Consider the following 23,598-nt stretch of genomic DNA (forward strand, 5'->3'; position numbering starts at 1 on the left):
GACGATCGACTTGGTTTGGAGGCTAGCACCACAAGTAAGTCGATCGGTACCCTGGTGGCATGACCACTGCACCGAGGGCGCGGCACGCCCAGGGCGGACGCGGAGCGCGGGAGCGGATCCTCGAGGCCGCAGCCGACCTCTTCTACGGCAACGGCGTCAACGCGACCGGGCTCGCCGAGCTCGCCGAGGCGGCCCACGTCTCCAAGCGCACGCTCTACCAGCACTTCCGCACCAAGGACGAGCTGGTCGAGGCCTGCCTGCGGCGTTTTCAGGACGACCAGGTCCTCGGCAACGAGCTGGCCCTCGAGCGCACCGACCTGCCCCCGGTGGAACGGCTGCTGGCGCTGTTCGTGCCGCCGAACGGCGATCTCCCGCTGCGCGGCTGCCTGTTCAGCAACACCGCCGTCGAGATCGCGGACACCGAGCACCCGGTCCGGGTCTTCGTCGCGGACCACAAACGGGACTTCGCGGCCCGCGCCGCTGCGATCGCAGGCGAGGCCGGCGCCGCCGACCCCAAGGCCCTGGCCGATCAGTTGGCCATCCTGTTCGACGGCGCGAGCGCCCGGGCGGCCGCTCTCAACGACATCGCACCGTACGCCCAGGCGCGCACCGCCGCGGCCACACTGATCACCCACGCGATCCCCAAGCCGTAGCCAGCCGTACGCGTTCCGCCCGTGAGACCGAGACGGGCCGGCCCGCGCTGACACCACCGTCGACAGCGAGGTTGACGCCGTTGACGATGCCCGCCGCGTCCCCGGCCAGCCACAACGCGGCCTGCGCGACGTCCTCGGTGCTGACCGGGCGCCGAACGGCCTGGTAGTCGCCCATCATCAGCGGAAACGCTCCGGCGAGCCCATCGGCGGTCCGGTCGGCGACGGCGGGGTCGAGCCCGGCACCCTTACCGAAGATCCCGGTCAGTACGACGCTCGGCGCGATGCTGTTCACGCGTACGCCACTCTCGCCCAGCTCGATCGCGGCGCACCGGGTCAGATGGATGATCGCCGCCTTGGCCGCCGAGTAGTCGAGCCCCGACCAGCCCGCCTCGGTGCCACTGACACTGGCCATGTTGATGATGCTGCCCGAGCCCTGCGGAACCATGACCCGGGCGGCGTACTTCATGCCCAGCAGCACCCCGTACAGATGAACGTCCATCACCTCCCGGAAGGCCGCGAGGTCCACGTCGGCGACGTCGACCCAGTGCCCCGGGCCGCCGGCATTGCTGACCATGACATCGAGCCTGCCGTGCCGCTCGGCGGCGTACTCCACGAGGGCCCGGACGTCCTCCTCGGCAGAGACATCGGCCCGCCGGAACGTGGCGGCATCGCCGAGCTCGGCCGCAACCTGCGCACCCTCGGCCTCCCGCCGCCCGGCGAGCACCACCTGCGCACCCTCGCCGACGAACAGACGGGCGATGCGCGTCCCGATACCGCTGGTGGCACCGGTGACGACAGCCACCTTGCCGGCCAATGAACCCACAGTGCTCCTCACGATCGTCAGTGATCCGCACCGACGACTCTCGTTGCGGGCGGGAAGGCGAACAAGGGTGTGTGGTCCTGGGTGTGGCGCACCCAGGACCAATCGGGATCGGGGACCTACCAGGGGATGTCTCCCGTACGTCCGGAGAACGTCCCGGTCGGCGCGCCGGCACCCAGGGCGGCCAGTCGTACGATCGGCTCGGCGCCCTCCTGGACCGTCTGGGCGGCCTGGTTGTTCGTCAGGTCGGTCGCCGTGGGGCCGGGGTCGGCGGCGTTGACGCGGATGCCGGGCAGGCCCTTCGCGTACTGCACGGTCAGCATGGCGACCGCGGCCTTGGACGAGGCGTAGACGGGTACGGCCCACCGGTGCTCGAAGCGTTCCGGGTCGGTGACGATGCCGAACGAGCCGAGCCCGCTGCTGACGTTCACGATCGCGGCGCCGTCCGAGGCCCGCAGCAGAGGCAGGAACGCACTGGTCACGCGGACGATGCCGAAGACGTTGACGTCGTACACCCGCCGCATGTCCTCACCGGTCGCGTCCTGGGCGCCGACCCATCCGTCGGTGACGCCGGCGTTGTTGATCAGAACGTCGAGCCGGTCCTCGTGCTTGGCGAGCAGGGCGGCGGCGTCGGCGACGGAGGCGTCGTCGGTGACGTCCATGACGAGCAGGTGTGCGCCTTCGCCGAGCCGGTCGGCGGCCGCACGGCCCAGCTTCTCGTCGCGGGCGGTGATGTAGACCTTGTGACCCAGCTCGACGAGCTGGCGTGCCGTTTCGTAGCCGAGGCCTTTGTTGCCGCCGGTGATCACAGTGACTGTCATGGGACTGACTCTCGGGGCGCGCCGCTGACGGAAGGTAAGCCCTGCTCATCCTGGGTGCGCCAGGGACAGCCTCAGCGACGGGGACGCCTCTACGCTGGGTGGATGGAGACATCCAACGCGCTCGGGGAGTTTCTGCGGGCCCGCCGGGCCGCGGTCACGCCCGAGGACGTGGGACTGGCACCCGGCATCCGGCGCAGAGTCCCGGGCCTGCGCCGCGAGGAACTGGCGCTGCTGGCCGGCATCAGCCCGGACTACTACCTGCGCCTCGAGCAGGGGCGGGACCGGCATCCGTCGCATCAGGTCGTGGCGGCGCTGGCCGTGGCGCTGCGGCTCGACGAGATCGCGACGGCGCACATCCACGGGCTCTCGTCACCGGCTCCGCGTCGTTCCGTGCGCCGCCGTGCGGAGAAGGTCCCGGCGGGGACCAGCCGGTTGGTTACCGAATTGCCGCTGCCGGCGTACGTGGTGGGTAGATATTTTGATGTTCTGGCGGCGAACCCGATCGCGGGAGTGCTGTCGCCCAGCTTCATGGTGGGCCGCAACATCGCGCGTCAGCTCTTCCTGGACCCGGCCGACCGCGCGCTCTACGTCGACTGGGAGCGCATCACCGCGGGAATGGTGGGCGGGCTGCGCTCCAGGACCGCCATGGATTCCGGCGATCCCCGCCTCGCCGAGCTGGTCGGTGAACTGTCGATCCGCAGCGAACGGTTCCGGTCGCTCTGGGCCCGCGCCGAGGTCTCCGACGGCCGTAACGGCGTCAGCCACCTCGACCATCCCCAGGTCGGCGAGCTGCACCTGCTGCACGAGAAGCTCGACGTCGACACGAGCGGCAGCATGCAACTCGTCATCCACCACGCCGCGCCGGACACCGGTTCCGCCGAGGCGCTGGCCCTGCTCGGCACCCTCGCCGCCACCGCCGAGTCACCCGCGGCAGGATCGACCCGGGTACGCCGGGGTGCCGAGGGTCGCCAGTAGCGCCAGCGCGTCGGCGCTCGGTGAGCCGGGCTCGGCGGTGACGACGGTGAGTTGCTGGCCGGGGGCGCTGCGAACGTCGAGGGTCTGATAGTTGAGGTGCAGGACGCCCACCTCGGGATGCCGGATCGTCTTGCGGGTCAGGGTCAGGCCCGAGACGCTCTGGTCGTCCCACAGCCGGCGGAAGTCGGCGCTGTCGCGGTGGAGCTGCGTAACCAGGGCGGCGACGTCGGGGTGCGGGGGTGTGAAGCCGGTCGCCAGCCGTAGCGCGCCGACCGAGGCGCGCGCGACCTCGTCCCAGTTCGTGTAGTAGTCGCGGGCGATGTCGCCGAGAAAAATGGTGCTGAGGATGCCTTCGGGCCGTTGGAGGGGCGCGATCAGCGCGGCTGCGGCCGCGTTGGTGGCGAGCACCCGGAAAGCGGGATTGGTCACGTACGCCGCGGCGTGCGGGAAGGCGTCCATCATCTGCCGCAGCTCGGGGCTGACCTGGTCGACCGTCTCCGGCGCGGTGGGTGACAGCTTGGCGAGGCGGAAGGCGTGCAGGCGGGCGTCCGGACCCAGCCGCAGCGCGGTGCACAGGGCGTCGACGACCTGCGCGGAGGGCGTACGTTCGCGGCCCTGCTCGAGGCGGGTGTAGTAGTCGGCGCTGACGCCGGCGAGCACGGCGACCTCTTCGCGCCGCAGTCCCTCGACCCGGCGGTCGCCGCCGGTATGCAGCCCGGCCTCCTGCGGCGTGACGCGGGCACGGTAGGCCCGCAGAAAGGCTCCCAGATCCTGATTCACGCTTCGGGGGGCAGGGTGCTCGCGGCCGGGCCGCGGAGGCCGTCGAGGGCGATCGCGATCGTGCGGCGCCACTGGCCCTCGCCCGTGGTCGCTCCGAGGCATTCGGTGCCGCCGATCGGAGCGATGGAGATCAGGACCAGGTCACGCCAGGTCACGTCGGCTCGGAGGACGCCGTGGTCCTGCGCGCGGCGGACGAGGCGGTCGATGACCTCCGCGAGCGTCGCGCCGCGGGCCACCACTTCCGGCGGGAGCTCGTGCGCCTTGCCGCTGGTGAATTCCGCGAGACCCAGGTTGGCCAGCTGCGCCTCGGTGAAGGCGACGAGGAAGCCGGACAGGGCGGCCCACGGGTCGGGGTCGTCGAGGGCGGCTTCGGCCCACGACTGGATCTCCGCCAGACCGTCGACCAGCACGTCGGTGATCAGGGCTTCCTTCGATCCGAAGCGCCGGTAGAGCGTCCCGACGCCCACCTCGGCGCGTTCCGTGATGTCGGTCGTCGATGCCTGGAGGCCGTGCTCGGCGATCGCCGCGCGGGCGGCCTCGATCAGCCGCAGGCGCTTACGCCGCGAGTCCGCCCGTTCCTTGGGCGCCACATCGGCCGCCGTGTCCACCATCCGCCAACCATACAAGCCACTCCGAATGGAGCCGGTCACTCCGAACGGAGAGATGCTCTCCGTTCCTGCTACGGTCGGAGCATGGAGACGATCACCCCACCCGCTCTGCTCATCTATGGCGCCACCGGATACACCGGACGCCTCATCGCCGGGGAGGCCGCCCGCCTCGGCCTGGACTTCGCCGTCGCGGGCCGCGACAACGGCAAGGTCCAGGCGCTCGCCGACCGGCTCGGCGTCCCCGGCCGGACCTTCACGCTCGACGACTCCACGGTCCTGCGGCACGAGCTGCGGGGCGTCCGGGTCCTGCTGAACGTCGCGGGCCCGTTCAGCCTGACCGCCGAACCGCTCATCGACGCGTGCATCGCCGAGGGCGTCCACTACCTCGACACGACCGCCGAGCTCGCGACCTTCGTGCTGGCCGAGGAGCGATCCGCCGCCGCGGTAGCGGCCGGAGTCATGCTCGTGCCGGGCGTCGGGGCGGGAGTGGCCGGCGACGGGATCGCCGTGCACACCGCGGGCAGGACAAAGCAGCCGGCCGGGTTGCGCGTGGCGCAGAAGGTCACCGGTGGGTTCTCTCGCGGCTCGGTCTCGAGTGCTGCCGGGATGGGCGACCTGATGGGCATGGTGCGTGCCGGCGGTCAGCTCGTACGCATCGATCCGGCGCCCGCGACCTTTGACGTCGGGTCGGGTCCCGAGGAATTCATCCCTGTGCCGATGGGCGACCTCATCACCGCGTGGCACTCGCTCGGGCTCGGGAACATCGAGGTATTCATGCGATCCGACCAGGCGATCCCCGCGCCCGGCACGGAACTGCCCGAGGGGCCGACGGCCGCCGAACGCGAGGAGGGCCGGTACTGGTGGCTCGCCGAGGTCACCGACGCGGACGGCAGCGTCGTCCGTTCGATCCTCGAGACGCCGACCGGCTACACGTTCACGCAGCGCTCGGCAGTGGAGTCCGCCCGCCGCGTACTCGCCGGGCAGCACCCTGCCGGCTTCCAGACACCCACCTCGGCATTCGGCCCGGACCTCGTTACGAGCATCGCCGGCACCCGCATCACCGATCTCTGACCCGACCCGCCCTGACGGAGAATCATGAACATGACCACTCAGAACATCACCCTCGGAGCGATCAACCTGGAAGCCAGGAACCCCATCGAACTCGCCGCGTTCTGGGGGCCGTCACCGGCGCCGTTCCCTCACCCGGCGGCGGCACGGTCTACCTGCCGCCGGCGGGGCCGGGAGGGTTCGCGATGTTCTTCCGGCTGATGGCAGGTCCCCGCCTCGAACGCCAGGCAGCGCACCTGGACCTGACGGTCCCCTGGGGTTCGCGGCAGGCCGAGGTCGACCGGCTCCTCGGCCTCGGCGCCACCTACAAGTGGGACGTGCTCGACGAGGTGCCGCACGTGCAGTGGACGACCCTGGCCGATCCGGAGGGCAACCTGTTCTGCGTCGCCGAGCACCCTCCGGCGTCCTGAGTGGATTCGTCCGGCCGCAGATCGCATGAGTGTGCGGCCTGGACGGCTCAGGTGCTCATTCGGTGCGGGGTGGCACGCCGGGCAGGGCGTAGAGGTCGGCGATGCTGCCCGAGAGGGCGGCTTTGACGGCGACGGCACGGTCGTCGGCGAGGACCTCGTGCTCGTCGTTCTCGAGGCCGTCGTAGCCGGCGCGGACGATGTCGGCGGGGTCGTTCTTGTCGTCGTCGACCATGGCGATCATCGGGGTGTCGGTGTAGCCGAGGTGCAGGCCGACGACCTGGGTGTGCTGGCCGGCGAGCTCGACGCGGAACGAGTTGGTGGCCGACCAGAATGCCGCCTTTGCCGCGCTGTAGGCACCGGCAACCCCGAGCCAGCTGAGTACGGAGTGCACGTCGAGGAGCGCGCCACCGCCGTTCGCGCCGAGGATCGGGGCGAAGGCGCGGTTGACGAGCACCGCGCCGAAGAAGTTGGTCTCGAAGATCTCGCGGATGTGGGCGAACGACGTGCCGGTGATGGTGTCGCCGTGGGTGTAGATCCCGGCGTTGTTCACCACGATGGTGGTGTCACCGGCTGCGGCGGCCGCGGCGGTGACGGAGGCCTCGTCGGTGACGTCGAGCCGCAGGGCGACCACGCGCTCGTCGTGCCAGTCGCGCGGGGTGCGGGCGGTGGCGTACACCTTGGCCGCGCCGCGCTCCAGGGCCTGCTTGACGAACTCCTGCCCGAGGCCGCCGTTGGCTCCGGTCACGAGGACCACCGCGTTCTTGATGCTGGTCATGAGCTGTCTTCCTTCTGGATTGGAAATACCAACCTAGCAGTGCGGGGGCGTGCCGGGCCATCTGGAGTGGAAAAACCACTCAGGATTCGCGGAGGGCGGCGTGCACCGAGCTGACCGCGCTCGCGCCCTCGCCGACCGCGGCGGCGACGCGTTTCATCGAGCCGGACCGGACGTCGCCGGCGGCGAAGATGCGCGGGCGGCTGGTCTCGAACGGCAGGGGACGCCGGCCCAGCTCGGTCCACTGCTCGCCGAGGTCGCCGTTGTCGAGCTGTGCATCCGTACGCAGAAAGCCGTGCTCGTCCCCGGCGATCCCGTCGAGCCAGGCCGTGGCGGGGGTGGCGCCGATGAAGCAGAACAGTCCCACGCATTCCTGCGCCGGTGACCCGGTGAGTGTGATCTGCTCCAGCGAGGTGTTGCCGTGCAGCGCGGTGACGTGGGTGCCGGTCCGCACGGTGATGTGCGGGTCGGCGTCGATCCGGTCGGCGAGGTACGACGACATGCCCGCGCGCAGGTCGGCGCCGCGCACGACGAGCGTGACCTGACTTCCCCTGGCGGCCAGGTAGAGCGCCGCCTGCCCGGCCGAGTTCGCGCCGCCGACGACCGCGACCGGTTTCGCCCCGCACGCGCGGGCCTCGATCTCGGTCGCCGCGTAGTAGATCCCGGCGCCTTCGAACTCCGCCCACCGCTCCAGGGGGAGTGCGCGGTACCTCGCCCCGGTGGCGATCACTGCGGCCCCGGCTCCGATCGTGGTGCCGTCGCTCAGCACGACGCGTACCCGGTGGGGCTCGGAGTGCAGCTCCGCGACCTCGCACGGGCTGGCGATCCGCGCACCGAACTTCTGTGCCTGCACCGCCGCGGCTGCGGTCAGCTCGGTACCGCTGATGCCGGAGGTGAACCCGAGGTAGTTCTCGATACGCGAGCTGGCCGCCGCCTGCCCACCCGCTGCCACCGAGTCCAGCACCAGCGTTCGCAGGCCCTCCGACGCGCCGTACACCCCGGCGGCGAGTCCGGCCGGACCGGCGCCGATGACCACGAGGTCCACCTGTTCGCCGGGGGCGGGCGTGTAGGAGAGCCCGAGGTGCCCGGCGAGCAGGCTGGTGGTCGCGCGGCGCAGCACCGCCCCGGAAGTGATCACAACGGGCAGGTCGCCGGCGGTCGCGGAGACCGCGCGGGCCAGCGCCGCCCCGGCCGGGGAGCCGATCTCGTTCCAGGTGTGGGGGAGTTGCAGGCGGGCGGCGTACGTCCGGAGTGCCAGTGCCGCCGCGGAGGCCTCCGTGCCGACGATCTCCAGGCTGCGCGCTGCCTGCCCGTCGCGCAGATCGCGGCGCCGGGCGATCAGCGCGCGCAGCACTATGTCGGAAAGCTCCGGGTCGCTGTCCATCAGCGTACGGAACGCCTCCGGCCCGATCCGGCGGATCTCCGACGCCTCGGCGGCGCACGCGCTGAGATATGCCGACTGCCGGGTGAGCAGGTTGAGCTCCCCGCTGAATTCGCAGGCGCCGTAACTGGCCACGGTGACCTCGTCATCGTCGCTCGTGGACGGGCGCACGATGTCCACCCGGCCGGACTCGACCAGGATCATGTCGCTGACCTCGTCACCGGCCTGGAAGATCCAGGCGCCGGCCGGCAGCTGGGAGGGCGTGCCGTAGGCGCGAAGGCGCGCCCACTGCTCGCCGGTGAGAACGGGGCGTGCTTCGGAAGCGGGTCGGTTGTCCATGGGGCCACCGTACCGGCTGAATTGGAAATTACAATCTAGATGGCTCAGCTAGGTTGTTTTTTACAACCCAAGTACGTTACGGTCCTGACGAACGCAGCGGCGCCGGATTGTTCGCCGGAAACCGCCGAGGTGTGAGGGAGCTGCTGTGACCATCGCCAAGCTCGCCAGGACCAGTTGTTCGGTGTCGCGCAGTCTGTCCGTCCTCGGGGAACGTTGGACGCTGCTGATCGTTCGCGACGCGTTGAGCGGGATGACGAAGTTCGAGGCCTTCCGGGAGTCCCTGGGTCTCGGCGCGGACGTGCTCGCCGATCGGCTGGCGACACTCGTCGATTTCGGCATCCTGGAGAAGCGCAGTTACCAGGAGCCCGGGGCGCGGTCCCGGTGCGAATATCACCTGACCGATGCCGGCCGGCAGCTGCACGTCGTCATCGGGGGTCTGCAGATGTGGGGCGACGCGAACCTGCCGTGGCCGTCCGGGCCGTCGACGGAGCGGCTCGATCGGCGCACCGGGAAGCCGGTCCGGGTCGCGTTCGTCGACGAGGGCGGGCGGCAGCTACCGGAGGAGAAAATCGACGTGGTCCACCACAGTGGTTACCCGAACCGTACGTAAGGACTAGCGCGGATAGGCGGCGGTGCGCACCGCGTCGACGTCGTCGAGGGGAACCTCGCAACCGCTGTCGTCGATGAAGGCGACCCGGACCCGGGCGGCCGTCTCGTGGGCCTGGCGGATCACCGTCGGGCCTTCTTTCCAGGGGAGGTGGTCGTCGGCCCACTGCTGCAGGCCGGCGACGACGACGTGCAGCTCCCTGCCGGCCGGCGTCAGGTGGTATTCGTAGCGCGCGCGGCTGCCGGGCTCCTGGTAGGCCTGCTTGGTCATCACGCCGTTCTCGACGAGGGTGTTGAGCCGGTCGCTGAGCACGTCGGCCGCCATGCCGAGGTTGGTGCGGAACCCCTCGAAGCGGGTCTCGCCCTCGAACGCGAGCCGCAGGACGAGCAGCGTCCAGCGCTCGCCCAGGACCGACAGGCTGCGGGAGACCGAGCAGGGGCTGTCTTGCAGCTTGGTGATGGGCATGGGGTTTCGCCTCCGAGGGTGCCGGGTCCAGCTCCCTCCAGCGTACAACTTTTCCAATCCAGCTGTGACAAGGTACACATCTAAGTTGTTTTTTCCAAGTCAGCGAGTCATGCTCGAACTCCGCAGAAGCAAGGAGTCCCCATGTCCACCCCTGTCGTCTTCATCCACGGCCTCTGGATCCACAGCGCCGCCTGGCAACCCTGGCAGGACCTGTTCGCCGAGGCCGGCTACGAGACCCACGCCCCGGGCTGGACCGGTGACAGCGCCACGCCGGCCGCCACCCGCAGCCGGCCCGAGGCCATGGCCGGTCTCGGTGTCGCCGAGCTCACCGAGGGTTACGCCCGCTACCTCGCGAAGCTCCCGGTCCGGCCGATCGTCGTCGGGCACTCCTTCGGCGGCCTGATCGCGCAGAAGCTGCTGGCCACCGGTGCCGCGGAGGCCGCCGTCGCGATCAGTCCGGCGCCGATCAAGGGCGCCACCAAGCTGCCGCTCGCCCAGATCCGCTCCGCTCTGCCGGTGCTGAGCAACCCCAGGAACAAGACCCGGGCGGTCGCCCTCAGCGAACGTCAGTTCCGCTACGGGTTCGGCAACGCCATCAGCAAGGAGGAGTCGCGGCGGCTGTTCGACGCGTACGCCATCCCGGGCCCCGGCCGCCCCATCTTCGAACTCACCGCGGCGAAGAAAGACCCGAGCTCGCCCACTGAGGTCGATGTGACCGCCGCCCGGGGACCGCTGCTGATCACCGGCGCCGCCGACGACCACACCGTGCCGGAGGTCGTGAGCCGCCAGGCGTACGGCCTGTACGCGAACTCACCGTCCGTCACCGAATACCACGCGTTCGCCGGCCGCGGCCACTCCCTGGTCTTCGACAGCGGCTGGCGCGACGTGGCCCAGTACGCCCTCGGCTGGATCGCCAGCCTCTCCCAGAAGGAGCTCTCCGGCCGATGACATTCCTCGACGACTTCAAGCCCACCCACCTGACCGTCACCGCCGAGTCGCCGGCGTTCTGGCGCGTGACCTTCGACAACCCGCCGGTCAACGTCATCGGCCCGGCGATGATGAGCGACCTCAAGACGCTGCTGACCGAGCTGGAGAGCAACACCACCGTCAACGTCGTGCTCTTCGACAGCGCCGACCCGGACTTCTTCCTCGCGCACTACGACCTGGCGGCAGACCCCGCACTGGCCGAGGCGCTGCCGAGCGCTACCGGGTACGCGGCCTGGGTTGACATCACCGTACGCATCAGCAAGCTCGCCGCCGTCACCATCAGCGCGATCCGCGGCATCGCCCGCGGCGCCGGCAGCGAGTTCGCGCTCGCCACCGACATGCGCTTCGCGAGCCTGGAGAAGGCGGTCCTCGGCCAGATGGAGGTCGGCTTCGCCGCGGTCGCCGGTGGCGGTGCCGGTGGCCGGCTGCCCGCGCTGGTCGGCCGGGGCCGCGCGTTCGAGATCCTGCTCGGCGGCAACGACTACGACGGCGCCCTGGCCGAGAAGTACGGCTACGTCAACCGCGCCATCCCCGACGAGCAGTTCGAAGCGTTCGTCACCGACTACGCCCGGCGCGTGTCCGGCTGGAACCACCAGGCGCTCGGCGAGATCAAGTCCTTCATCAACAAGTACACCCGGCTCCCCGACACCGAGTTCCCGCTGCACTCCGACGCGTTCTGGGGTGCCGCCGGACGCCCCGAGTTCCGGACCACCGCGTCGCGGCTGTTCGACAAGGGATTGCAGGAGCGCGGACCGCTCGAATACCACCTCGGCGACGACATCGCCGCCATCGCCCAGGCCTGAGGAGCGCACCCCATGACCGCCACCGTCCTGCTCGTCCACGGCGCCTTCGCCGACGGCTCGTCCTGGAACAACGTCATCACCCGGCTGCGGCAGCAGGGCATCACGGCGCGGGCCGTGGCCAATCCGCTGCGCGGGCTCACCGCCGACGGCGACTACGTCGCGAGCGTCGTCGCGCAAACCGAAGGCGACGTCGTTCTGGTCGGCCACAGCTATGGCGGGGCCGTCATAACGTACGCGGGAAGCACCGCCAAAGCCCTCGTCTTCGTCGGCGCTTTCGGGCTCGACCAGGGTGAGGCGGCGCAGACCGCCACTGCCGGCTACCCGGAACCGGACCTCATCGCGGCCCTGCGCCCCCGGACCTACCCCGGCAGCGACCTGCCCGAGCTCAGCATCGACGCCGACCAGTACCACCGCGTCTTCGCCGCCGATCTGTCCACCGAGGACGCCGCCCTGGGCGCCGCGACCCAGCGTCCCATCGCCGCAGCCGGCCTCGGCGAACCCCTCGGCGTCGAACCGGCCTGGCGCCGCGTACCCAGCTGGTGGGTCTTCGGCACCGCCGACAACGCCATCAACCCCGGCTACCAGCGCGACACCGCCAAGAAGATCGGCGCCACGACAACAGAACTGGACGGCGGCTCGCACAGCATCGCCATCTCCCGCCCCGACGAGGTCGCCACCGTCATCGCAAACGCCGTCCGTGCCGTCTCCTGACACGCTGACCCGTCGCCACGTGAGTCCCGGCCCACGTGGCGACGCCCGCGGATTCTGGCCGTTCGCGGGTCTGCTGGCGCTGTTCTACGTCGCGGCCAGCGCCCCGAGCCCGCTCTACGGCGACTACGCCGTCCGCTGGCACTTCACCGACAGCACCCTGACCGTTGTTTTCGCCGTGTACGCCGTACCCCTGCTGATCTCTCTGCTCGTCTTCGGTGGCATCTCCGACGAGATCGGCCGCAAGCCGGTCGCCCTCACCGCGAGTTTCCTGCTCGCGGTCAGCCTGGTCCTGTTCGTGGTCGCGGACGGCCTTACCCTCCTGATCGCCGCCCGGGCACTGCAGGGCTTCGCCACCGGGCTGCTCACCGCGGTCGCCTCAGCCGCGCTGCTGGACCTCCAGCCACGCCACCGCCCCGGCCTCGCGTCACTGCTCGGCGCGAGCCTCTCGACGGGCGGCCTGGCTGCGGGTGCGTTGCTGTCCGGCCTGCTCGTTCAGTACGCGTGGAGCCCCGCGCGCCTTACCTACGTCGTCATCCTCGTGGCGCTGATCGTGCTCGCGCTGACGGTCACGGTCCGAGCCGGCGAAACGGTCACCGGCACAGCCACGCCCCGCATCCGGATCCGGATGCGGGTTGCCGTACCGGCCGAGGCCCGCACCGCCTTCGCCGCGGCCATCCCGTCATTGCTGGCGACCTGGGCGCTGAACAGCTTCTACCTCTCCCTCGGCCCGTCGCTCGCGAAGACCCTCAGCCACAGCACCAGCCACCTGCCCGGCGCGATCCCGGTCGTGCTGCTCACCGGCTGCGCGTGCCTGAGCACCATCACCACCCGCACCTGGGCGTCCCGGACCTGCATGCTGAGCGGCTGCGCGGTCCTCGCCGCAGGATCGGGCCTGACCGTCGTCGCGACGGCCCTCACGAGCGCAAACCTCTTCTACGTCAGCGCCGTCATCTCCGGCATCGGCTTCGGTATGGCCTTCTCCGGCACCTTCCGCAGCCTGGTCGCGCTCGCCCGGCCGGCGGAGCGCGGCGCGCTCATCGCCGCCACCTACGTCATCGGGTACGCGACCTTCGCCGTACCGGCCATCATCGCCGGGATCGTCAGCACCCATTTCGGCCTGACCCACACCGCCCTCGGCTACAGCGCCGTGGTCGCCGCCCTGGCGCTCATCGCCGTCGCCACCACGTCCCGCACCCTGGAGAAGCCTTGAAATACACGACCTTCGGCCGCCGTACGGGACTGCGGGTGTCCGAGATCGCCCTCGGCACGTCGAACTTCGGCACCAGCTGGCCGACCGGCGCCGACGAGGCGATGTCGGCGCGCATCTTCACGACGTTCGCCGAGGCCGGTGGGACGTTCATCGACACCGCGGACACCTACCAGCAGGGTGACTCCGAGACGTACCTCGCGACGTTGCTCGCCTCCGACCGTGAACACTTCACGCTCGCCAGCAAGTTCACGTTCGGGACCGCCGGGCAGACCGGGGTCGGCAAGACCGGTAACAGCCGCAAGGCGATGCGGCACGCGCTCGAGTCCAGCCTGAAGCGGCTGGACACCGACTACCTCGACCTCTACTGGGTCCACGCGCCGGACACGGTGACGCCGCTCGACGAGGTGGTCGGCGCGCTCGACGACCTCGTCCGGGCGGGGAAGATCCTGCACGGCGGGCTGTCGAACTTCCCCGCCTGGCAGGTCTCCGCGGCCGTCGCCGGGCAGCACCGTACGCCGATCATCGCGACCCAGTTCGAATACAGCCTGGCCGCGCGGGACGGCGAACGCGAGCTGCTGCCCATGGCGGACAACCTCGGTCTCGGCGCCGCCGTCTACTCGCCGCTCGGGGGTGGGCTGCTCACCGGCAAGTACCGTACGAGCGCCGAGGGCCGGCTCAGCACCATGAACTCGATCATCCAGCGTGAGGACAACGCCCAGAAGACCGCCACGGTCGACGAACTCCTCGCGATCAGCGACGAGACCGGCACCGAACCCGCCGTGCTCGCGATCGCCTGGCTGCTCGAACGCGCCCGCAGGTCAACCACCGCGATCATTCCGATCATCGGCCCGCGTACCCCGGCTCAGCTCGACGCGTACCTGAAGGCTCTCGATGTGACCCTGGCTGCCACGCACTACGCGCGACTGGACACGGTCAGCGCTCCCACCCTCGGCATTCCCCACGAGGGGCTGCCCGCCATCCTCGACACCGTCCTCGGCGGGCAGCGGGACAACTTCCGCATCTTCCGAGGGCGGTAAGGCGCCTGCCCGGTGACGGGGGATCAGTCCTGCGCCGTCATGAGCCGTTCGACGCGTGCTGCGAGATCGGCGGACGTGTAGTCGTGTCCGTTGCGCATGACGAGGGAGATGGAGCTCAGGTTCTCGATCGAGGCCAGTGGGTCAGCGTCGAGAAGGAGCAGGTCGGCGTCCATCCCCGCCGCGATCCGGCCCATCCGGTCGGTGCGGCCGAGGTAGCTTGCCGGTTGGCTGGTCGTGGCCCGCAGCACCTGCAGCGGGGTGAGACCTGCGCGTCCCAGTTCGCGGAACTCGATCGCGAAGCTGTTGCCGACCCCGCGACCGTTGCCGTCGGTTCCCGTCATGATCGGCGCTCCTTCCCTCGCCCAGATGCCCACGGTCTGCAGGGTGCGTTCGTAGTACTCGTGGAAGATGTCGAGGTCGGCCGGCGGGATGGAGCGGAACGATGCGACGGTGGCGAGGTGTTCCTCCTGGTCCTTGGCGGGGAGCCGCTGGAGCCAGGGGTCGTCACGGAACTCCGCATCGTCGAGAACGTACTTGCTCCTGATGTTCGCCATGGTCGGGATGTTCCAGGTCCGCTTCTCGATGAAGGATCCGGCGAGCTGGGCCGCGCGGTCCTCCGAGTAGGTGGCGAAGGCCTGTTTCAGGAGGGCGAGCTGGGCGGCGTCGGTGGTGCTGGTGGCCGGGCCCAGGAAGTTCTTCTTCAGGAACTTGTCGAAGGCCCAGCCGGCGAAGGGGATCCTCGCCGCCCACGTGGGGAACGGCAGCGTGGACGGGGTCTGTGCCCAGAGCTCGTCGGCCCGCGTGGAGAGCGTGAGGAAGACGCTCGAACCGGTCCCGAGATGCTCGATGGAGTCGAAGCCCTTCTCGGCCGCGGCGTCGATGTGCACCGGCGGAGGCAGGTGACCCGCGATGCGCAGGCCCTTCTCGTGCGCGGCTTCAATAGCGGCGAAAAAGACGTCCTGGTCGGTGAGGACCATTTTGATGAAGTCGGCACCCTGATCCCACTGGCGGGCGATCTCGGTTCGCGCGTCGTCGGCGGTGTTCGCGTTGAACGGCAGGAGCAGTGCGCCCGGCAGATGCAGGAGCCGAGGGGCTGTCTCGTTCAGCCCGAGCCGGTTCTCGGCGCGCCGGATCAGCAGCTCCTCGGAACCCTCCATCTGGCGGATCCCGGTGATGCCCTGGGCCAGCATCAGCGCGAAGCCGAGCTCGGTGTCGGGTGACTGAAGCACGTGGGTGTGCATGTCGTTGTAGCCCGGAACGGCGAAGCGCCCCGCGCCGTCGATGACCCGCAGAGACGACTCGACCGGCGCCGACGCGGTCGCCATGACGTCGGCGATGCGCCCGTCGCGTACGAAGATCGTGTGACGGGCGCGTCTGCTGCCGTCGGCCGGGTCTATGACGGTCACGTCGTCGATCCGCACGCCGTCCGCAGCGGTGACGGTGGTTCGTGGCGGCACCGCCGGCGCTGTCGCGCTCCCGATCGCCTCGTCGGCGGCCACCCCGAGCCCCACAAGGGCGGTACCCAGTCCCGCACGCTTCAGGAAGGTCCGCCGAGAGCTCCCACGTTCTCCCTGCTCAGTGTCCGGCCCGTCGTTGTTCTCAGGCATCTCGTCATCCTTCGCTCGATCGCCTAGTTGTCTCAGGCCTGGGTGCAGGAACCGCCGCTGTCAGGGGCATGGGCAAAAGTTTGATGAGATCATCAAACTTTGTCAAGGCGGTCGCCACGTGCGGGATCGCGCCTGCCCGTCGGGTAGGGTCGCGGCTTGTGGCAGAGCAGACCGGGGCGCCCGTCAACGGGCACGCGCGGCGCAGATCCCGGACCCGGGCCGCCCTGATCCAGGCCGCGCAGGAGATCCTGGCCGGGGGCGGCGACACCGGCGTGAGCATCCAGGCGATCGCGGACCGCGCCGGCGTCGGCTTCGGGTCGTTCTCCAACCACTTCGCGAGCAAGGAAGCGCTCTTCGACGCGGCGTTCCAGGATGCCTTCGACCGGTACGCCGCCTGGCGTGACGCTCAGCTGCCCGAGGGTGTCGACCCGGTGCGCAGATTCGTGATGAACGTCCGGCTCACCGGCAGGCTCTCCACCCTGCAGCCGGGCCTGTCCAGGATCCTGACGCACCGCCTCGCGGAGTCCGCGACCCACAGCCCGGCTGCGGCCCCCGGCCTGGCACACGACATAGCAGCCGCGGTACGCGAACTGCGCCCGGCTCCTTCCACGCCCGGCGCCGACCCGGAGGTCACGGTGATCGCCGCAGCCGGTGCCATCGCGGCGATCCGCCGGGCCATGGCTGAGCGTGACCCGGCGGAGCAGGCCCGCATGGCGGACGCCCTGGCCGCCGATCTACTACGGATGTTCGGCGCGGGGGAATCCCTCATCGCCGAACTGGTTTAGCGCGGCGTCGCCGCCCCGGTGGGATGCCGGGGCGGCTCAGCGTTATGAGCAGGTGGCGCTGCCCAGCTTCACCGTGGCCGGGGCCGTGGCCGGTCCGTTGGCGGTGAATCCAATGGTGACCGCGGAGCTGGGTGCCAGTGATGGACCGGTCGCGGTGACCGTGGTGCCGGACTGGGTGACGGTGGCGTTCCAGCCGCTGCCCAGGGTCACTCCGGCAGGCCAGCTCCAGGTGACCGTTGACGGGTTGACGGTGGCGCTGCCCGTGTTGCGTACGGTCAAAGTGGCCTGGAAGCCGCCCTGCCAGACGCTGTCCTGGTGGTAGGTCGCGGTGCAGCCGGCGGTGGGTGTGGGGGTGCCGGGGTCGGTGGTGGCGACCGGGGCGATCAGGTATGGCTGGATGATCGCCTGCTTGACCGTGTTGATCGTGGTCCAGTCGTCGTTCGCGATGCCGCCCGTGTCCCCGGAGTTGGGGTTCCACGACCAGTACGTGAACGACATGCCGGTCGAGCCGGTGCCGGTGTAGGCGAGCAGGCTCTGCAGCCACACCTTGTCGATGTCGCTCTGCAGGGTGGTGCCGAACTCACCCATCATGATCGGGGCGATGTTCTGCTTGTAGAGGTAACCCCAGTAGTGGTCCCAGATGGCCGGCATGTTCGCGGGGTAGCTCGGGTCGTCGAACCACGCCTGGTGGTAGACCGAGGTGGCGTACTCGTGGGGGGAGTAGACGAGCCGGTTCGCCACGTTCAGGCGTACCGGGAACTGGCCTGCTTTGGAAAGATTGCCACCCCACCACCCGCAGTCCTCATCGTTGCTGGGATCGTTGTCCCAGACGTTGGAAAGACCGCCACTCGGGCAGCTCACGCCCTCCACAAAGATCAACCAATTGGGTTGTACGCCCAGAATGGCGTTACCAGCGCGTTCGGCGGCCAATCGCCAGTCACGAGCCGTGTCCCCGCAGCCCCAGCAGGAGCCCGTCGCGGCGGGGTTCGTGCCTTCCGCGTGCGGCTCGTTGTGCAGGTCGGCGCCGATCACCGTGGTGTTGCCGGCGTAGCGCCGGGCGAGGGCCTGCCAGTTCGCGATCCAGGTCGATTCGGGTACGCCCGCCGTGTACCAGAGCGCGGTCTGCCCCGCGGCCGTCGGGCGGTGGCGGTCGAGGATGATCCGCATGCCTTTGCTGCCCGCGTACGCGATGACCTTGTCCAGGATCTGCAACGGCGACTGTCCCAGCAGATCGGGATTGACGTAGTCGTTGATCCCGGTGGCGACCGCACCGGAGGCGAGCGCGTCGTCGGAGAACGGCACCCGCAGCGTGTTGTACCCGAGCCGGGCCATCGTGTCGAGCTGGGACCGCCACGGATTGCTGGACCAGAGTCCGTGGAAGGTCTTGTTGTCGGTCTCCATGCCGAACCAGTTGATCCCGGTCAGCCGGACGGTGGCGCCCGTGCTGTCGAGGATCTGGTTGCCGGAGGTGTGCAGGTACCCGGTCCCGGTGCCGGCGGCTGCCGCGGCGGAGGCCGGGGCGGCGGTGCTGATGAGCAGGGAGGCTGCAGCCGTGAGGACGGCGGCTGCCGCAGCGAGGACGGATCGTGGTCGTAGTCGTGCTGAGGACATGGCCCGACTCCATTCGGTGGCGAAGCGGATCGGCCGTATTGAAGCTCATCGTTACATGGGAGCGCTTCCACGGCAATCGCCCCGGCGGGGATGGAGTGGCCCGTCGGTTATGGGTGCTGTGCGATCTTGTCGACCGTGCTCCAGAACGCGGCGGCGTCCTCGGGTGGCACGAGTTGCAGCAGTGTGCGGCGTACCGCGGCGGCGTGGGCCGGGCGGGCTGCGGCGATGTGGTCGCGGCCCGTGTCGGTGGCGGTGATCATGCGGGCTGGGCCGTCGCTGGCCGCGTCGACCAGCCCTCGGGTCTGCATGCGGGAGATCTGCCGCGACAGCCTGCTGCGTTCCCAGCCGAGCAGCTTGGCGAGCTCCTGCTGCCGGAGGCTTCCGTCGCCGAGCTCCACGAGCCGGATGAGGACCGCGAAGTCGGCCGCGGAGAGTCCGGTGGCGGCGGTGATCTCTCGCTCGACGGCCCGCATCACCACGTCGCCGGCCCGCTTCCAGGCCGTCCACCCGGCCATCTCCACCGGGTCGAGGCTGTGCACCATGCGCTCAGCCTAGCCGGTGTTTACATGTCAATACGATCCGGTTAGTGTTGACATGTAAACACGTCGAGACCGTGGAGAATTCTGTGCAGAATGTCCTGATCACCGGGGGTAGCGACGGCATCGGTCTGGGTCTGGCCGCACGGTTTCAGGCCGGTGGCAGCACCGTCCTGATCGCCGGCCGGTCCCTTGCGAAACTCGAAACGGCCGCCGAGGCTTACCCCGGGTTGACGACTTTCGCCGGCGACGTCGGTCGGCCGGAAAGCCGCGAAGAGCTGGCTGCGCACGTACGCGCCACCATGCCCGGGCTCGACCTGCTCATCAACAACGCGGGTGTCCAGCGACGCACCGCCCTGGCGGCGGACGACGCACCGTGGAAGCAGCGGCAGGCCGAGATCGACATCCTGCTCGCCGGCCCCGGCGCGAGCCATGGGGTTCCTGTCGACGATTTCTGCAACACGGTTGTCCGAGTCCTCGCCACCGGCGCGGCCGAGGAGATCGGCTATGGACCCACCGGCACCCCCGAGTTCCATGCGCGGCTGATGGCCGGGGCGACGGCGTTCCGGGAGTCCGCCACCCGCTTCCCGGTCGCGGTGTACGGCTGAAGGATCCACCGGTCGTCTCGCGGATTCATGCCACGGTCGGTGTGATGAGGGCTCTCGATGTGTGGTGGCCGTTAGAAATAGGCCATCGGAGTCACCGCACGGTTGAGGAGATCGACATGAGCGCAGTCATCACCGACTACGACCGCAACAACTACGACTACCGTTCCTACTGGGACGGCCGGGACTACGAGGCGTGGGCTGAGGATCGGGCGCTGGAGCACATGGTGCCTTTGCTGGGCCGTCCGGACTGGATGGTGGACTTCGGCGGCGGCTTCGGGCGTAACGCGAAGCACTACCGGGACCGGGCCCGCCGTTATGTGCTCGTCGACTACTCGGCCACCAACCTGCGTAACGCCGCGCGGGAGCTTGCCGGGGACGTCGGCACCGGGCGGGCGTTCCTGATCCGGGCTGATCTGAACCGGTTGCCGTTCGTCGATGCCGCTTTCGACTCCGCCATGGTCGTCCGGGTGCTGCACCACCTGCCCGAGATGGCGGCGGCGCTGGTCGAGATGGGCCGGACGGTCCGGGACCGGTGGCTGCTGGACATCCCGATCAAGCATCACGCGCTCGGGCTGGCCCGTGCGGCGGTCCGTGGGGAGTTGCCCGCGGTGCGTGGCCCGCAGCCGTTGCGGACCGGGCACTCCGAGACGCCGTTCTGGAACTTCAAGCTGTCCACCGTGCGCGAGCAGCTCTACGCCGCGGGCTGGGACACCCGGCTGACGGGCAGCGTCAACAACCTGCGCCGCTGGGACCGCGCGTTGCCGTCGGCGGTGGTGCGAACGCTGCGCCCGGTCGCGCAGGCCGTGGAGACCGCTGCCCGGCACGGCGGTCGCGGCTGGTGGGGCCCGAGTCAGTTTGTGTACGCCCAGCGCGGCAGCATCCTGCCCCAGCTCGCGGACGCCGAGTCGATGCCGGCCCGGATGCGCTGCCCGGCGTGCCGGGGTTCACTGTTCTGGACCTCGGACACCGCGACCTGCCACGGCTGCGCGAACGCCTACCACCACGTCGACGGCTACTGGGACTTCACCGTGCCGTCCGCGGCTTGAGCGGGAGGCAGTGGCCACCGGGAGCTCAGTGGGCGGCCCTGCGGCGGTGCAGCGTGAACGTCATGACCGTGACGATCAGCGCGCCGATGATCAGGCCGAGGACGGCGCTGGCCGCCGTGTTGACCAGCCAGCCGATGAGGCCACCGAGCGCACCCGTGGCGTCGTGGGCGGCTTCCTCCCAGTGGTGGACCGTTTCGTAGAGGGCGTGCAGGCCCAGCTCGTCGGTGCCGACGAGCAGGATGTGCCCGCCGACCCAGAGCATCGCGGCCGTGCCGACCACCGTCAGCACGGTGAGCACGACGGGCATCGCCTTGACCAGGCCGCGGCCGAAGCCGGCGATGGCGCCGGGCAGCTGGGACAGGCGCAGACCGGCGTCGTCCATCTTCACGATGAGGGCGACGGCGCCGTACACCAGGACCGTCATGACGACCGCGACGACGGCCAGGATCGCCAGGCGGGACCAGAACGGCTCGTCGATCACCTCGTTCAGGGTGATGACCATGATCTCCGCCGAGAGGATCAGGTCGGTCCGCACCGCCCCGGACACCAGCGACTTCTCGTCCTTCACCGCGTCGTCAGCACCGTGCGACTCATGGTGGGCGACCTTGGCCCACACCTTCTCCGCGCCCTCGTAACACAGATAGGCGCCACCGAGCATGAGGATCGGGGTGAGCAGCCAGGGCACGAACTGGCTCAGCAGCAGCACCACCGGCAGAATGATCAGGAACTTGTTGCGCAGCGAGCCCAGCGCGATGCGCCTGATGATCGGCAGCTCCCGCTCGGCGGCCAGGCCCCGCACGTACTGCGGGGTGACGGCGGCATCATCGACGACGACGCCCGCGGCCTTCACGCCGGCCTTGGCGGCAGCGGCGCCGACATCGTCGAGGGACGCGGCGGCGGCCCGGGCCAGCACCGCGACGTCATCCAGCAGGGCTACGAGTCCGCCGGCCAAGGGGAGTCCTTCCAAGGTCGAGTAACGCGGGCCTGTTCATTTTCGCCGAGCTTGCTGAAAGGTCACTGAGAGCCGGTCGGGGGTCAGGAGCAGGATCGACAGCAGCAGCGGAACGCCGAGCGCTACCAGGATGCCGATCGCGTGCGAGGTGGAGAACACGCTCAGGTGCAGGGCGTGCCAGAGGAAATGCTCGGCGTTGAAGATGAGCCAGGCGCCGCCGGTGACGCGGAGCAGGGCGAATGTCGGCCGGCGCCAGGTCCAGACGCTGAGGACGGCGAGGGCCAGGTAGAGGCCGCCGACGTCGCGGACCAGGTGCTCGTTGTACGGGCCCAGCGCGGACACCCAGCCCCAGCCGGGCGACGGGAAGTCACGGTAGAACGACGCCGGGAACGCCGCCGCCCAGGTGCCGACCACGGTGGCCAGCACGGCCAGCAGAAGCACGCACACGCGTTTGCTGCGGAGAGTCATACGCCCAGGACGATCACACCCTGCCGGACGTGACAAGCCCCACTTGCTTTGAATTCGAAGCATGCTACTGTTCAGAAGTGCTTCGAGTTCGAAGCAAAGTGAAAAGGGAGCTTGTCATGAAGGCAGTTCGATTCCACGAGTACGGCGGCCCGGACGTCCTGCGTTACGAGGACGTCGAGGTGCCCGTGCCGGGTGCCGGGCAGGTGCTGCTGCGGGTGGCCGGGACCTCGTTCAACGGCGTCGACGCGAACATCCGCGGCGGTTTCATGCAGGGCCCGATCCCCGTTGAGCTGCCGCACACCCCGGGCATCGACGTGGCCGGGACCGTCGAGGCGCTCGGCGACGGCGTTGACAACGTCGCCGTCGGTGACCGGGTCATCGGGTTCCTGCCCATGACGGGAGCCGGCGCTTCCGCCGAGTACGTGATCGCACCCGCCGAGGTCCTGACCGCGGCGCCCACCACCATTCCGCTCGCCGACGCCGCCGCGCTTCCGACGGTCGGGCTCACCGCCTGGCAGGCGCTGTTCGAGCACGCCAAGCTGACCGCCGGGCAGCGCATCCTGATCAACGGGGCCGGTGGGGCTGTCGGTGGGTACGCCGTCCAGCTGGCCGGGAACGCCGGAGCGCAGGTCATCGCCAAGGGCAGCCCGCGGAGCTCCGCCGCCACCGAAGAGACGATCGAGCCGGTCGATGTCGTGCTCAACCTCGCCCCCGTCGAGCCCGAGCAGCTCGGCGCGCTCGTCACCCTCATCCGCGACGGCGGCACCCTCGTGAACACGACCGTGTGGATGCCCGCGCCCTCCGACGACAAGCGCGGCGTCACGGGAATCAACATGTTCGTCCGCAGCGACGCCCAGGAACTCGCCCAGCTGGTCACCCAGGTCGACGCAGGTCAGCTGCGCGTCGACATCGCCGAGCGGGTGCCGCTGGCCGAGCTCCCCGCATTGCACGCCCGGGCCGCCGCCGGCGAACTGCCCAGCGGAAAAATCACCGTCACTCTCTGAGCAAGGAGAAAACCATGATTCCCGACGACAATCCCGAACGTACGCTCACCGTGGCCAACCCCGCCGATCCCGCGACGACGTTCGTGTCCCTGGTGGGCGACACGTACGCCATGCTCGTCACCGGCGAGCAGACCAACGGCCAGTACTGCCTCATCGAGATGCGCGTCCCCGACGGAGGCGGCCCGCCGCCGCACCGCCACGACTTCGAGGAGATGTTCACCATCCTCGAAGGAGAGATCGAGTTCACGTTCCGCGGCGAGAAGCACGTCGTGCCTGCCGGGTCCACGGTCAACATCCCGGCCAACGCGCCGCACAACTTCCGTAACGTCTCCGGCGCACCGGCTCGCATGCTCTGCATGTGCACCCCCGCCGGCCAGGACGAGTATTTCCTGCGCATCGGCGACGTCGTCGACGGCTGGGACGCCCCGGCGCCGCAGAAGTCGGCCGAGGAGCAGGCCGACCAGCGCCGCCGGGCCGCGGAACTCGCCGCGACGTATCGCAGCGAGTTCCTCTGAGCCGGTTGTGGCCCGTGAT

Annotated in this window: 27 protein-coding genes; 15 read left to right on the forward strand and 12 right to left on the reverse strand. The window is 69.8% G+C overall.

The features are described from left to right. The first annotated feature begins 59 nt into the window (after positions 1-59). Positions 60-653, forward strand: coding sequence for a TetR/AcrR family transcriptional regulator (locus Ahu01nite_RS30780; protein WP_203840165.1), 594 nt, complete (start codon positions 60-62; stop codon positions 651-653). On the opposite strand, the gene Ahu01nite_RS30785 is transcribed toward Ahu01nite_RS30780, so the two are convergent. Both Ahu01nite_RS30785 and Ahu01nite_RS30790 read right to left on the reverse strand, forming a co-directional pair. Continuing rightward, complete coding sequence (locus tag Ahu01nite_RS30785; protein WP_203840166.1) at positions 628-1,476, reverse strand: SDR family NAD(P)-dependent oxidoreductase; 849 nt, start codon at positions 1,474-1,476, stop codon at positions 628-630. The genes Ahu01nite_RS30780 and Ahu01nite_RS30785 overlap by 26 nt on opposite strands. Positions 1,477-1,592: 116 nt before the next feature. Further along, on the reverse strand, positions 1,593-2,294 hold the full coding sequence (locus Ahu01nite_RS30790) for an SDR family NAD(P)-dependent oxidoreductase (protein WP_203840167.1): 702 nt from the start codon (positions 2,292-2,294) through the stop codon (positions 1,593-1,595). A gap of 102 nt (positions 2,295-2,396) precedes the next feature. Between Ahu01nite_RS30790 and Ahu01nite_RS30795 the strand changes: the two genes are divergently transcribed. Beyond that, on the forward strand, positions 2,397-3,269 hold the full coding sequence (locus Ahu01nite_RS30795) for a helix-turn-helix domain-containing protein (protein WP_203840168.1): 873 nt from the start codon (positions 2,397-2,399) through the stop codon (positions 3,267-3,269). Here the strand turns inward: Ahu01nite_RS30795 and Ahu01nite_RS30800 are convergent. Then, positions 3,216-4,049: a helix-turn-helix transcriptional regulator gene (locus tag Ahu01nite_RS30800; protein ID WP_239159270.1), complete on the reverse strand. Its 834-nt coding sequence runs from the start codon at positions 4,047-4,049 to the stop codon at positions 3,216-3,218. The genes Ahu01nite_RS30795 and Ahu01nite_RS30800 overlap by 54 nt on opposite strands. Beyond that, positions 4,046-4,660: a TetR/AcrR family transcriptional regulator gene (locus Ahu01nite_RS30805; protein WP_203840170.1), complete on the reverse strand. Its 615-nt coding sequence runs from the start codon at positions 4,658-4,660 to the stop codon at positions 4,046-4,048. Before Ahu01nite_RS30805 ends, Ahu01nite_RS30800 begins: the two co-directional genes overlap by 4 nt. 81 nt (positions 4,661-4,741) lie before the next feature. On the opposite strand from Ahu01nite_RS30805, the gene Ahu01nite_RS30810 reads away from it, so the two are divergent. Then, positions 4,742-5,728: a saccharopine dehydrogenase family protein gene (locus Ahu01nite_RS30810; protein ID WP_203840171.1), complete on the forward strand. Its 987-nt coding sequence runs from the start codon at positions 4,742-4,744 to the stop codon at positions 5,726-5,728. A gap of 101 nt (positions 5,729-5,829) precedes the next feature. Next, a complete protein-coding gene (locus tag Ahu01nite_RS30815; RefSeq protein ID WP_344572411.1) occupies positions 5,830-6,135 on the forward strand; it encodes a VOC family protein in 306 nt (101 codons plus the stop codon). Positions 6,136-6,190: 55 nt separating this feature from the next. Here the strand turns inward: Ahu01nite_RS30815 and Ahu01nite_RS30820 are convergent, their stop codons facing one another. Together Ahu01nite_RS30820 and Ahu01nite_RS30825 are read right to left on the reverse strand one after the other, a co-directional pair. Continuing rightward, positions 6,191-6,910, reverse strand: coding sequence for an SDR family oxidoreductase (locus Ahu01nite_RS30820; RefSeq protein WP_203840173.1), 720 nt, complete (start codon positions 6,908-6,910; stop codon positions 6,191-6,193). Between the two features lie 79 nt (positions 6,911-6,989). After that, positions 6,990-8,627 (reverse strand): FAD-dependent oxidoreductase, encoded by a 1,638-nt coding sequence (locus Ahu01nite_RS30825; protein ID WP_203840174.1) that lies wholly within the window; start codon positions 8,625-8,627, stop codon positions 6,990-6,992. A gap of 145 nt (positions 8,628-8,772) precedes the next feature. On the opposite strand from Ahu01nite_RS30825, the gene Ahu01nite_RS30830 reads away from it, so the two are divergent. Further along, on the forward strand, positions 8,773-9,237 hold the full coding sequence (locus tag Ahu01nite_RS30830; RefSeq protein ID WP_203840175.1) for a winged helix-turn-helix transcriptional regulator: 465 nt from the start codon (positions 8,773-8,775) through the stop codon (positions 9,235-9,237). A 3-nt stretch (positions 9,238-9,240) separates the two neighbouring features. Here Ahu01nite_RS30830 and Ahu01nite_RS30835 read toward each other — a convergent pair whose 3' ends face one another. Beyond that, a complete protein-coding gene (locus tag Ahu01nite_RS30835; protein WP_203840176.1) occupies positions 9,241-9,699 on the reverse strand; it encodes a winged helix-turn-helix transcriptional regulator in 459 nt (152 codons plus the stop codon). A 141-nt stretch (positions 9,700-9,840) separates the two neighbouring features. On the opposite strand from Ahu01nite_RS30835, the gene Ahu01nite_RS30840 reads away from it, so the two are divergent. Genes Ahu01nite_RS30840 through Ahu01nite_RS30860 form a run of 5 tightly spaced genes read left to right on the forward strand, consistent with a single transcriptional unit; the run spans position 9,841 to position 14,447 of the window. Continuing rightward, positions 9,841-10,647: an alpha/beta hydrolase gene (locus tag Ahu01nite_RS30840; RefSeq protein ID WP_203840177.1), complete on the forward strand. Its 807-nt coding sequence runs from the start codon at positions 9,841-9,843 to the stop codon at positions 10,645-10,647. Continuing rightward, positions 10,644-11,489, forward strand: a complete 846-nt coding sequence (locus Ahu01nite_RS30845) for an enoyl-CoA hydratase/isomerase family protein (protein ID WP_203840178.1) — start codon at positions 10,644-10,646, stop codon at positions 11,487-11,489. The genes Ahu01nite_RS30840 and Ahu01nite_RS30845 overlap by 4 nt, the downstream gene beginning before the upstream one ends. Positions 11,490-11,501: 12 nt before the next feature. Then, entirely contained in the window at positions 11,502-12,200 is a 699-nt protein-coding gene (locus Ahu01nite_RS30850; protein ID WP_203840179.1) for an alpha/beta fold hydrolase, read from the forward strand. 19 nt (positions 12,201-12,219) lie between these two features. Continuing rightward, positions 12,220-13,410 carry an MFS transporter gene (locus Ahu01nite_RS30855; RefSeq protein WP_203840180.1) on the forward strand — a complete coding sequence of 397 codons (1,191 nt, stop codon included), beginning with the start codon at positions 12,220-12,222 and terminating at the stop codon, positions 13,408-13,410. Beyond that, positions 13,407-14,447 (forward strand): aldo/keto reductase, encoded by a 1,041-nt coding sequence (locus tag Ahu01nite_RS30860; protein WP_203840181.1) that lies wholly within the window; start codon positions 13,407-13,409, stop codon positions 14,445-14,447. Before Ahu01nite_RS30855 ends, Ahu01nite_RS30860 begins: the two co-directional genes overlap by 4 nt. Before the next feature lie 23 nt (positions 14,448-14,470). Here Ahu01nite_RS30860 and Ahu01nite_RS30865 read toward each other — a convergent pair whose 3' ends face one another. Further along, entirely contained in the window at positions 14,471-16,054 is a 1,584-nt protein-coding gene (locus tag Ahu01nite_RS30865; protein WP_203840252.1) for an amidohydrolase family protein, read from the reverse strand. A gap of 158 nt (positions 16,055-16,212) precedes the next feature. Here Ahu01nite_RS30865 and Ahu01nite_RS30870 point away from each other — a divergent pair, with 158 nt between their 5' ends. Then, positions 16,213-16,839, forward strand: coding sequence for a TetR/AcrR family transcriptional regulator (locus tag Ahu01nite_RS30870; RefSeq protein ID WP_203840182.1), 627 nt, complete (start codon positions 16,213-16,215; stop codon positions 16,837-16,839). A gap of 42 nt (positions 16,840-16,881) precedes the next feature. On the opposite strand, the gene Ahu01nite_RS30875 is transcribed toward Ahu01nite_RS30870, so the two are convergent. Together Ahu01nite_RS30875 and Ahu01nite_RS30880 are read right to left on the reverse strand one after the other, a co-directional pair. Then, entirely contained in the window at positions 16,882-18,450 is a 1,569-nt protein-coding gene (locus tag Ahu01nite_RS30875; protein WP_203840183.1) for a cellulase family glycosylhydrolase, read from the reverse strand. A 107-nt stretch (positions 18,451-18,557) separates the two neighbouring features. Next, on the reverse strand, positions 18,558-18,992 hold the full coding sequence (locus Ahu01nite_RS30880) for a MarR family winged helix-turn-helix transcriptional regulator (protein WP_203840184.1): 435 nt from the start codon (positions 18,990-18,992) through the stop codon (positions 18,558-18,560). A 44-nt stretch (positions 18,993-19,036) separates the two neighbouring features. Between Ahu01nite_RS30880 and Ahu01nite_RS30885 the strand changes: the two genes are divergently transcribed. Continuing rightward, a complete protein-coding gene (locus tag Ahu01nite_RS30885) occupies positions 19,037-19,594 on the forward strand; it encodes an SDR family NAD(P)-dependent oxidoreductase (RefSeq protein WP_203840185.1) in 558 nt (185 codons plus the stop codon). 116 nt (positions 19,595-19,710) lie between these two features. Continuing rightward, on the forward strand, positions 19,711-20,640 hold the full coding sequence (locus tag Ahu01nite_RS30890) for a class I SAM-dependent methyltransferase (protein WP_203840186.1): 930 nt from the start codon (positions 19,711-19,713) through the stop codon (positions 20,638-20,640). A 25-nt stretch (positions 20,641-20,665) separates the two neighbouring features. Here Ahu01nite_RS30890 and Ahu01nite_RS30895 read toward each other — a convergent pair whose 3' ends face one another. Together Ahu01nite_RS30895 and Ahu01nite_RS30900 are read right to left on the reverse strand one after the other, a co-directional pair. Continuing rightward, positions 20,666-21,592, reverse strand: coding sequence for a DUF808 domain-containing protein (locus tag Ahu01nite_RS30895; protein ID WP_203840187.1), 927 nt, complete (start codon positions 21,590-21,592; stop codon positions 20,666-20,668). Between the two features lie 36 nt (positions 21,593-21,628). Next, the gene (locus tag Ahu01nite_RS30900; RefSeq protein WP_203840188.1) at positions 21,629-22,060 is read right to left on the reverse strand and encodes a hypothetical protein; all 432 of its coding nucleotides are present in this window, start codon (positions 22,058-22,060) and stop codon (positions 21,629-21,631) included. A gap of 116 nt (positions 22,061-22,176) precedes the next feature. Between Ahu01nite_RS30900 and Ahu01nite_RS30905 the strand changes: the two genes are divergently transcribed. Further along, a complete protein-coding gene (locus Ahu01nite_RS30905; RefSeq protein WP_203840189.1) occupies positions 22,177-23,064 on the forward strand; it encodes an NADP-dependent oxidoreductase in 888 nt (295 codons plus the stop codon). A 14-nt stretch (positions 23,065-23,078) separates the two neighbouring features. Further along, positions 23,079-23,579 carry a cupin domain-containing protein gene (locus Ahu01nite_RS30910; RefSeq protein WP_203840190.1) on the forward strand — a complete coding sequence of 167 codons (501 nt, stop codon included), beginning with the start codon at positions 23,079-23,081 and terminating at the stop codon, positions 23,577-23,579. The last annotated feature ends 19 nt before the right edge of the window (positions 23,580-23,598 follow it).

Source organism: Winogradskya humida, from assembly GCF_016862215.1.
Taxonomy (GTDB): Bacteria; Actinomycetota; Actinomycetes; order Mycobacteriales; family Micromonosporaceae; genus Actinoplanes; species Actinoplanes humidus.